This is a genomic window from Chryseobacterium hagamense, assembly GCF_007991455.1.
GTDB lineage: Bacteria > Bacteroidota > Bacteroidia > Flavobacteriales > Weeksellaceae > Chryseobacterium > Chryseobacterium hagamense.
In genome coordinates, this window is sequence record NZ_BJYJ01000055.1 from 1 (window position 1) to 10,195 (window position 10,195).

General features: G+C 45.2%; 6 protein-coding genes. 5 read left to right on the forward strand and 1 reads right to left on the reverse strand.

Annotated elements, in window-relative coordinates:
- Positions 1–122: 122 nt before the first annotated feature.
- The 5 genes from CHA01nite_RS19865 to hutU all read left to right on the forward strand — a co-directional run bounded on the left by CHA01nite_RS19865 (position 123) and on the right by hutU (position 9,557).
- Positions 123–773, forward strand: a complete 651-nt coding sequence (locus tag CHA01nite_RS19865; RefSeq protein ID WP_146944660.1) for a protein-L-isoaspartate(D-aspartate) O-methyltransferase — start codon at positions 123–125, stop codon at positions 771–773.
- A 184-nt stretch (positions 774–957) separates the two neighbouring features.
- Positions 958–1,932 (forward strand): 2-hydroxyacid dehydrogenase, encoded by a 975-nt coding sequence (locus CHA01nite_RS19870; RefSeq protein WP_146944649.1) that lies wholly within the window; start codon positions 958–960, stop codon positions 1,930–1,932.
- 60 nt (positions 1,933–1,992) lie between these two features.
- Positions 1,993–2,292 (forward strand): hypothetical protein, encoded by a 300-nt coding sequence (locus CHA01nite_RS19875; protein WP_146944651.1) that lies wholly within the window; start codon positions 1,993–1,995, stop codon positions 2,290–2,292.
- A gap of 633 nt (positions 2,293–2,925) precedes the next feature.
- Positions 2,926–7,125 (forward strand): FIDD domain-containing protein, encoded by a 4,200-nt coding sequence (locus tag CHA01nite_RS19880; RefSeq protein WP_146944653.1) that lies wholly within the window; start codon positions 2,926–2,928, stop codon positions 7,123–7,125.
- Positions 7,126–7,571: 446 nt separating this feature from the next.
- Positions 7,572–9,557 carry a urocanate hydratase gene (gene hutU, locus CHA01nite_RS19885; RefSeq protein ID WP_146944655.1) on the forward strand — a complete coding sequence of 662 codons (1,986 nt, stop codon included), beginning with the start codon at positions 7,572–7,574 and terminating at the stop codon, positions 9,555–9,557.
- Positions 9,558–9,659: 102 nt separating this feature from the next.
- Here hutU and CHA01nite_RS19890 read toward each other — a convergent pair whose 3' ends face one another.
- Positions 9,660–10,082, reverse strand: a complete 423-nt coding sequence (locus CHA01nite_RS19890; protein WP_146944658.1) for an endonuclease domain-containing protein — start codon at positions 10,080–10,082, stop codon at positions 9,660–9,662.
- Positions 10,083–10,195: the final 113 nt, after the last annotated feature.

Sequence of the window (10,195 nt, forward strand, 5' to 3'; positions counted from 1 at the left end):
AGCTTCTTAAATTTCGACCGTACCCGTATAATTTAATATACTCCTATGGCTCCCGGACTTGACAGGTAGTGAATGTTTTTATATTTTTGTGGAAATTACTCCGTAACCTAACAGCGCCCATGATGCAGGACTCATTTGTACATAAAGGAAAAAGAAAGATTTTGGTAGATTATCTGCGGAACAGGATCGGAATCTCCGATGAGCGGGTACTCGCCGCTATGAATGAAGTTCCGAGGCATCTTTTTATCGAAAGTATTTTTGAAGATTTTGCTTATGAAGACCGGGCATTTCCCATTCTGGCGCACCAGACGATTTCCCATCCTTCCACAGTCGCGGAACAGTCGGAGCTGCTGCAGGTAAAACCGGGTGAAAAAGTACTGGAGATCGGAACAGGATGCGGATACCAGACGGCGGTTCTGCTGGCCATGAAAGCCCATGTATACACGGTGGAAAGACAGAAAGACCTTTTTGATTTCTCAAAGAAAAAGCTGCGTGAGATGAATCTGTACCCTAAGTTCCAAAGCTTCGGCGACGGTTTTGCCGGACTGCCTACCTTTGCGCCCTTCGATAAGATTATAGTTACCTGCGGGGCTTCCGTTTTACCGACAGAACTGCTGAAACAATTGAAGGTTGGCGGTAAAATGGTAATTCCTTTGGGACCGACTGATGAACAGGTGCTTTACCGCTTCAGCAAAGCTTCCCCGACCGAATTTGAAAAAGAGGAATTCGGAGCCTATAAATTTGTTCCGATGCTCGGAAACACCAACCAGTAAAGAGGTAAAAGATATACAATTTATTCTGTTTCCATATCAGAAGGTTAACAGAAAAACGATAGAACAAAACCTTATTCCGGATCATGGGAATGAGGTTTTGCTTTGTTGAAGAAGAACGTTTGTGGTTTGCTTTTTGTTGATTCAAAACTTTTAAAGAAAAGTAAATCCGATAAAATAATTAAGTATGAAAGTGTTTATCACCAAAAGAATCCCTGAAGAAGGAATCCGTATGCTGAAAGAAGCGGGATTGGAAATTTTTATTCCGGAGCACGAAAATTTATCACACGAAGAATGGCTGAATTACTGCAAAAGCACCGATCTGATCCTGAGTGTGGGCGGCGAATTCAGATACGATAAAGACTTTTTCAATGAATGTCCCGATTTAAAAGCCATTGCTTTATATTCCGTAGGTTTCGACCATGTGGATGTAAAAGCAGCTGTTGAAAAAGGGATTCCGGTAGGCAATACCCCGGATGTTTTAAGCAAAGCCACTTCCGATGTCGCATTTTTACTGATGCAGTCGGTGGCGAGAAGGGCCAGTTACAACTTTGAGAAAGTAAAATCGGGCAACTGGGGCGATTTTGATCCGCTTCATGCGCTGGGGCAGGAGCTGTACGGGAAAACGCTGGGAATCTTCGGGTTGGGAAGGATCGGAATGGAGATGGCCAGGAAATCGAAGGCTGCTTTCGGAATGGAGATCATCTACCATAACCGAAGCCACAATGAAGAAGCAGAAAAAGAACTGGGGGCAAAATATGTATCTTTTGATGAACTGATTACCCAGTCGGATGTCCTCAGCATTCATGCCAACTTTAAACCGGAGCAGAAAGAACTTTTCAGTGCCGGGGTTTTTGAACGGATGAAGGAAAATTCTATTTTCATCAATACCGCAAGAGGCGGCTTCCACAACCAAAAAGACCTGTATGATGCACTGGCGGAACATAAAATCTGGGGTGCCGGTCTCGATGTGACAAATCCGGAACCGATTTTTAAAGAAGATCCTATTCTAGAACTTTCCAATGTCTGTGTGCTTCCCCATATCGGGTCGGCTACGGTGGAGGCAAGGACCGGAATGGCAAAGGTGGCAGCAGAAAACCTGATCGCATTTTCAAAACGGGAACCGATGCCCGCCTGTATCAATCCGGAAGTATATTCTTAATTTATTCGAAATCTTGGAATTATTTTTGTTTCCATTAATCCACACTAAAACAAAAGCATTATGATATCTGAGAACAGCGAACAGGAACAGGAAAGAAGACTGGAGCAAAGAGATTACACGCCCAGTGAAGATATTTTCAATCAGGAGGAGCATATTCCTCTGGATGGCAACGGAAAGCCTGTCTATAATGAAAAAGAGGAAGCAGAAGAAGACAAGATCGATAAAGGTCTTGATATTCCGGGTGTGGAAGATGACGATGCCATGGAAGAGACAGGTTCCGAAGATGAGGAAAACAATTACTGGAGCATAAGCGATAACGATGATGATCATGAAGAACAGAATGATGATGTCTTAACCTAACGTGAGTTCGATCGCATCTAGCCTACTTTCAGTAATTTAAATCCGAGATATAAATAACTCAGCCCTGAGAGGGCAATACCAATAACCCCGGCAAGGCCCGGGGTTAAATGATTTATAGGAGACTTCAGCCCTGCAAGGGCGTCATCATTAAACACAGATTGTTGTTCTGATCTGCCTGCGGTATTAGATCTATTTTTGTTTCTGTAAAAAAGGTTGCGCTCATCCGGGGCTTGGCCTGCCGTTCGATTTTTAATCCCGGGCTCCATGCGGGGCTATAATCGTGATACCCCTCCGGAGCAGACTCACTTTGCTGTTGCTTTCTTTTATTTGTGGTAATAAGATGAGTACTATTTAAAATTCCGACTAAATGAGCTTTATTTTTTTTGAATCAAATAACCGACTGTCACTACAGTCAAACTCACGTTAACCTAAGACTGCTTACTTAACGATAATATGAACCTTACTTTACGAAGTAAGGTTTTTTTTATGAAGCTTTTATTATGTAAATTATTGAAATACAATTTTATATGCTTTTATGGTATTAATTTTATATAAATAAATAGTTATGATTGAAAATTATATCATAAAAATTACTAAATTTATATCTAAAAGGGGAGAAATAAACATACAGTTATGGGGAAAATTTTACGTTTTTTATCAGTACTTATCAGTGCTTACGGATTTTCACAGGCGCCTGCGGGGGTAAAAGTGAAAGATAATCTTGGGAATGAAAGTCTCAATGTAACCTGTACAAACGGTCTTGATGCCAATGGTTGCATCACGCTTCACACGGAATATCCGGTAATCCGGCAGACTACGGGATATGAGGTGGCTGCTGAACCTTACAGTCCGCCGCTACCAATGAATCAGGGGACTTCGCTGAATGCGAACTATGATGATCTTTTTGCCGTGAAGCTCGACCTGCCTTTTAAGTTCTGTTTTTACAACCAATATTTCGAAGCTTTGGTGGTAGGCTCGAATGGCATGGTCACTTTTGATCTCAGTCAGTTGGGAAACATCAACTATCCGAATGTGCAGTGGCCGAATCCGAGTGCCAGCTTGCCGAAAAATTCAATTTTCGGAGTCTATCACGATATGGTTTTTTCGGCGAATGATGCATCGGAGATTTACTATGCCACCACCGGTACTGCTCCTTTCAGGAAGTTCGTCATCAGCTTTTATGAAGGAAGGGTAGCGGGATGTACCGAGCGTTCTTCATCACAGATCGTCCTGCACGAAACAACGAATATCATCGAGGTTTTTGTGGATAAAAAGCTTACGCCATGTCCGACCAGAAAGTTTCCGAATGCCCTGATCGGCGTACTGAACAGTGATGGCAGCCAGGGGGTATCTCCTGCCAGCAGAAATACAGGAACCTGGCAGGCTCTGCAGGAAGGCTGGAAGTTCAATCCGCTGGGTAATGTGATTGAGCCGCAGGTAACCTGGACCGATTCTTCAGGGAACACTGTCGGAACAGGTATTCAGACCACGATATGCCCGACCCAGAGCGATGTTTTTACGGCAAATGTGGTCTTCAACAGCTGCGGGACCAGTAATCTTACGCTAACGGATGATTTCCCGCTGACTTTCGATGCCACTTATCCGGCCGCTAAAAATTATACCCAGAATTTCTGTGGAAATACGCCGGTCAGTCTTACCCTGAACAGCTTTCAGGCCAATGTAACGACCCAGAATCCGGCGAACTTTACGTTCAGTTTCCATACGAGCCTGCAGAACGCCCAGAACAATATAGGGGCCTTACCGAATAATTATACATTAAGTGCCAACACCGTTTTATATGTAAGGATCCAGAATCCGAACGTTCCGAACTGTTACCGAGTGGCGGTTCTCACGTTGAATTTCCTTACCAAAAATCTGCTGAAAAGTACCGTACAGGTCTGCGATACCAATAATGACGGAACAGAACCCAATTATAATTTAAATTTGTTGAATACGGAACTTTTTGCTCCGGGAACTACCGGGATTACCTATTTTGCCACCCAGTCGAATGCACAGAATAATACCAATCCCATTACCGCTGCAACAATTACCGCCAACACTCAGATTTGGGTAAGACTGGCAGACGGAAGCTGTACCTATATTTTAGGACCGGTAAACTTCCAGTTCAGGCCGGGCGTCAACATGAATTCACCGGTCAGTTTTCCGTTGACGAAATGTGATATCAATGCAGACAATCAGGAGCCGTTCGATTTTCCATTGACGATCGGCCCTTTGATTACGACCACCCAGGGAGCCACCTTTGCGGCTTATGGCACCTATGATGAAGCTTTCAGCGGAACCGGCACCGTCCTGAATACCATTAAAGAAGGGACCTATACCGTTTACATCAGGGTTCAGATCCCGAACGGATGTTTTGCCGTGGCTGCGGTGAATATGAACATCACTTTTACAAAAATCCTGGCTAATGAAAAAACGGAGTATATCTGTTTCAACGGAACCGATGATGTCAGTATCAATTTAAATACCCTTTCCACCGGCATGTTGCTGTCACCGGCTACCGTTCCGGTTACTGAATTTTATTCCACCTTTGTTGCGGCAACGCTCGGAACCGCCCCGATCAGTCCGAACCAGACCATCACGACGGACGGTAATTTTGTAACACAGACGTATTATGTCCGTTTCGAGATCTCGGACGACTGCTATACCATACGGCCTATCAATGTAAATCTGGTGCATCCGGTAATTGTTCAGTCCGGCTTTACGGTTTGCGATTTTAATAATGACAATTCGGAAAATATACAATTGTCCCAGTTTTCTTCAGCGATCATCGGGAATCAGAATGCTACTACCACCTTCTATCTTACGGCTGCCGATGCGGGGGCGGGCACAAATCCGGTAAATGCCTATACGCTGAACGGAACCAAGCAGTTTTTTGTTAAGATCAATTCTTATAACTGCCAGCAGGTCTATCCGTTTACGGTAAGCTTAACGTCGACCCCGGTGGTTAATGCGCAGGTCAATATTGATTTAACCAACATCTGTGACAATAACAACGACGGTGTTGAAAACTATAACCTGACCAGCGCACAGAGCCAGATTACTTCCAGTCCGAATGTAAGTTTTACGTATTATTTGAATTACAATGCGGCTACCCAGACTTTTTCCAATGAAATTACAAATCCAAACCAGTTTGCCGTTTCCGGAGGAAGTGCAACGGTTTACGTCAAGGTTAAATTTAACAATAACGAATGCTTTTCGGTATCAAAGCTGAACATCAGCATGACCTTTTTACCGGCAGTGGTGCTGAATAATGCGACGTTGAACCGTTGTGACGAAGATTTCAACCTGAGTGAAACCTTCCAGCTGGGCGATGCTACTTCCCAGATGTTCTTGGCCTCACAAAATACTTATGCGTTATCTGATATAACCATTACGTATTACAATACTGCGGCCGAAGCCAATGCCGGGGCTCCTGCCACCCAGATCGGGAGCACCGTGACCACCAATGTTTCTTCGGTTCAGGTATGGGCGAGATTCCAGTCTAAAACCACCGGATGTTATTCAGTAGCTCCTATTCAGCTGAATACCTATTTCCCGCCGAAAGCCATCAATTCCACGATTACGGTATGTGATGAAAACCTGGACGGAAGCTATGAAGTCAATCTTGTAAACTTTACCGGGCAAATGGTGGATCTTCCGAATCCGGCCAATGTATTTACCTTCTATCTTACCCAGCAGGATGCCCAGAACAATACAAATGCCATCTCGAATCCTTCCGATTTCACAGCCAATCCTTTCCCTGCGCAAATTTGGGTGAGGGTGCAGAATATTCCGGGATGCCAGGATATTGCTACAGTCAGCTTCGTCCTGGGAAATAAACTGACCCTGCAGAACAGCGGTCCGTTCCAGCTTGCTGCCTGTGATACCGGAAACAATGGTACGGAAAATGTAGACCTGACCCAGTTCCAGAATCAGATCTATACAGGAACAAATGGGACTTTTACCTATTATCCGTCTTTGGCTGACCTTAATGCAGGAACCAACGCTATTGCAACACCGGCTAACTTTACTTATACCCAGGGTGCGGGTTCAGACACTGTATATGTAAAAGTAAGTGCTCCCGGCTCATGCCCGAATGTGGTGCAGATCAAGCTTTCGCTGAAGAATACGCCGGTATTTGATATTCCGACTCTGTATTTCTGTCCGGAAGGATCTCTGGATTATAAAGTGAAAATCGAAGGGTTTACCATCGTAAGCTACACCTGGACGAATCCGGCAGGACAGGTCATTTCAACGACCGATACCATCACAGGAATCAAAATAGTAGGAACCTACACGCTGACGGTGACGGCCAGCAACGGATGCTCCTACACCGATACCTTTGAAATAAAGCATTACGAGGTTCCGGTAATCGAAAATCTTCAGTTCAACGGCAACACGGCAACGGTACAGGCTACCGGAACAAAACCGATGGAGTACTCGATCGACGGGATTACCTGGCAGGCATCCAACATGTTCTACAACCTTCCGAACGGGGTTACAACCTTCTATGTAAGGTTTACAGGCAGCGATTGTATCGTCAAACAACAGGGCGTTGTACTGGATATAAAAAATGCCATCACGCCGAACGGAGACGGAATGAATGACCACTGGATCGTTAAGAACCTTCAGGTCTTCGGAAACAGAATGTCGAACGTTAAGATATTCGACCGCTATCAGGCCCTGATCTTTGAACAGAGCTCCAACACCGAATTCTTTTGGGACGGAACCCTCAAAGGCAGAGCCATCCCAACCTCCAGCTATTGGTATGTGATTACCCTTCCGGACGGAAGAACCTTTACCGGCTGGATCCTGGTTAAAAACAACAATTAAATCTGAAAGAGCAGATCTTCATAAACCTCACTGAATTTCCAGTGGGGTTTTTTGTTTAAAGAAGTGATAATATTTCCGGCAAAATGACTTTTAAAAACACGAAAAAACAATATCGCACCGCTTTTTCTACCCTTTACCGCAATTCCCATCCTCTGGAGGGGTGGCTCCGGCCGAAGGCCGGAGACGGGGTGGTTGCAGAGAAAGAGTCTAGGTTAAACCAAGGCAAAGCACGAAACCAGCCGTCAAAAATTCTGTGAATTTTCGCTATCCCTCCGCACCAGAGGGAATGTCTGTCGTGTCGACTTATTTAGCTGATCCTACCTGTCTTTTTAGTATTTAACCATTATTCTCTTTTCGGATTGGACAGAACTTGATGACAAAGGTTGCACGGATTTTCTAATTTGAATATCTTTAAAACCACAAAAATAAACAACGATCAAAACGATATGACATTCCAGGAACAGATACAGCAGGGCATTCCGGGCACATTGCCGCAGCCGAAACCTTACGAAACACAGATCAATCACGCGCCGAAGCGGAAGGAGATTTTAGGGGAAGAAGAGAAAAAATTAGCGTTGAAAAATGCGCTGCGTTATTTCGAACCTCAGTTTCATGCGGAACTGCTGCCGGAATTCAGGGAAGAGCTGGAACAATACGGAAGGATCTACATGTACCGCTTCCGTCCCGATTATGAGATGAAGGCAAGACCGATTTCAGAATACCCGGGAAAATCAGAACAGGCCAAAGCCATCATGCTGATGATCCAGAACAACCTGGATTATGCGGTGGCGCAGCATCCCCACGAACTGATCACTTACGGCGGGAATGGCGCGGTGTTCTCCAACTGGGCCCAGTATCTTTTAACCATGAAATACCTGTCGGAGATGACGGATGAGCAGACGCTCGTGATGTATTCCGGTCACCCGATGGGATTGTTCCCGTCGCATAAAGACGCACCGAGGGTGGTGGTGACCAACGGGATGATGATCCCGAATTACTCCAAGCCGGACGACTGGGAAAAGTTCAATGCTTTGGGTGTAACGCAATACGGGCAGATGACAGCGGGCAGCTATATGTACATCGGTCCGCAGGGCATCGTACACGGAACAACCATTACTGTCCTGAATGCTTTCAGGAAAATCAATAAAGAACCGAAGGGCGGTCTGTTCGTCACTTCAGGATTGGGCGGGATGTCCGGTGCTCAGCCGAAAGCCGGTAATATTGCCGGTTGCGTAACGGTCTGTGCGGAAGTGAATCCGAAGATTACCAGAATCCGCCACGAACAGAAATGGGTGAACGAGATTCACGAAAACCTGGATGAACTGGTGGCCCGGGTAAAAACCGCACAGGAAAATAAGGAAACGGTTTCCCTGGCGTATCTCGGAAATATCGTTGAGGTTTGGGAGAAATTCGATCAGGAGAATTTAAGAATCGATATCGGTTCGGATCAGACTTCGCTCCACAATCCTTGGGCGGGCGGTTATTACCCTGCCGGGCAAAGCTTTGAGGAATCCAACCGGATGATGGCGGAAGATCCGGAACTTTTTAAAGAGAAAGTCCAGGAAACCCTGAGAAGGCATGCCGAAGCCATTAATAAGCATACGGAAAAAGGAACTTATTTCTTCGACTATGGAAACGCCTTCCTGTTGGAAGCCTCCCGGGCCGGAGCCGATGTGATGGCGGATCATCCGGCGCTCGGCAGGGAATTCAAATTCCCTTCTTATGTTCAGGATATCATGGGGCCGATGTGCTTCGATTACGGCTTCGGCCCGTTCCGTTGGGTCTGTGCCAGCGGAAATCCGGAGGACCTGCAGAAGACCGATGCGATCGCCTGTGCGGTATTGGAGGAAATCCAGCAGAATTCCCCTGAAGAGATCCAGCAGCAGATGAAAGACAACATCCGGTGGATCAAAGGCGCTCAGGAAAACAAATTGGTAGTCGGTTCGCAGGCGAGGATCCTGTATGCCGATGCCGAAGGAAGAATGAAGATTGCCGGAGCATTCAACAAAGCCATCCGGAACGGCGAGATCGGACCGGTAGTCCTGGGCCGTGACCACCACGATGTTTCCGGAACCGATTCGCCGTACCGCGAGACCTCCAATATTTATGACGGTTCGCGTTTTACCGCAGATATGGCCATCCACAACGTGATTGGCGACAGTTTCCGCGGCGCTACCTGGGTATCCATCCACAATGGCGGCGGGGTAGGCTGGGGCGAAGTGATCAACGGCGGTTTCGGAATGCTGCTCGACGGCAGCGACGATGCCGACCGCAGATTAAAATCCATGCTCTTCTGGGACGTCAACAACGGAATCTCCCGCAGAAGCTGGGCTAGAAACGAAGGCGCCGTATTCGCCATCAAAAGAGCCATGGAAGCCGAACCGAAACTGAAGGTGACGCTCCCTAATTTTGTGGATGAAAGCCTTTTTTAATAAAATTCCCCTCCTTTGGAGGGTAGCAAAATTTAAAAAATTTTGACGGGGTGGTTTATGCCGGTTTCATCCAAACCACCCCTTCTAAAAACCACTTATTATTTAAGAACTGTAGTGTTCAATAATAAAATTCTCGAGAGCAGTCATTGCTACTGAGAGGTTTTGCTTCACATCGAAATCGGTGATTCTAAAAATTCTCAAACCCAGATTCTCCAGAAACTTTGCCCTTTCTAAATCATATTCATGCTTGAAATCGTGACTAACCCCATCAATTTCAACAACCAGACCTAATGATTTTACATAAAAATCAACAATATAATTACCAATTATTCTTTGTCTGTCAAAATCAATATGGTGAAAGTTTTTATTTCGGACCTGTTTCCAAAACAAGACTTCCGATAAAATACCTAATTTTCTCTTTTCCTTTATTAAAGGTTTGAGATGAGGGTTATAAGGTAAGTTTTCAACAAAATTGCGGTAAATAATGATGCCCTGTATATGGGTGAGCATTTGTTTTTCTGACATTTGTGTTTAATTTTGGACTAATTTAAGTTTTTTTTGGTAAGTGGAAAGTATAAACCATTACCGGATTCATAAATGAAAATTGCTCCGATAAAAATTCCCCTCTTTTGGAAGGG

Bases quoted from the DNA above. Each gene is read 5' to 3' on its own strand.
- hutU (WP_146944655.1), top strand. From the start codon at position 7,572: ATGACATTCCAGGAACAGATACAGCAGGGCATTCCGGGCACATTGCCG.
- CHA01nite_RS19875 (WP_146944651.1), top strand. From the start codon at position 1,993: ATGATATCTGAGAACAGCGAACAGGAACAGGAAAGAAGACTGGAGCAA.
- CHA01nite_RS19870 (WP_146944649.1), top strand. From the start codon at position 958: ATGAAAGTGTTTATCACCAAAAGAATCCCTGAAGAAGGAATCCGTATG.
- CHA01nite_RS19880 (WP_146944653.1), top strand. From the start codon at position 2,926: ATGGGGAAAATTTTACGTTTTTTATCAGTACTTATCAGTGCTTACGGA.
- CHA01nite_RS19890 (WP_146944658.1), bottom strand. From the start codon at position 10,082: ATGTCAGAAAAACAAATGCTCACCCATATACAGGGCATCATTATTTAC.
- CHA01nite_RS19865 (WP_146944660.1), top strand. From the start codon at position 123: ATGCAGGACTCATTTGTACATAAAGGAAAAAGAAAGATTTTGGTAGAT.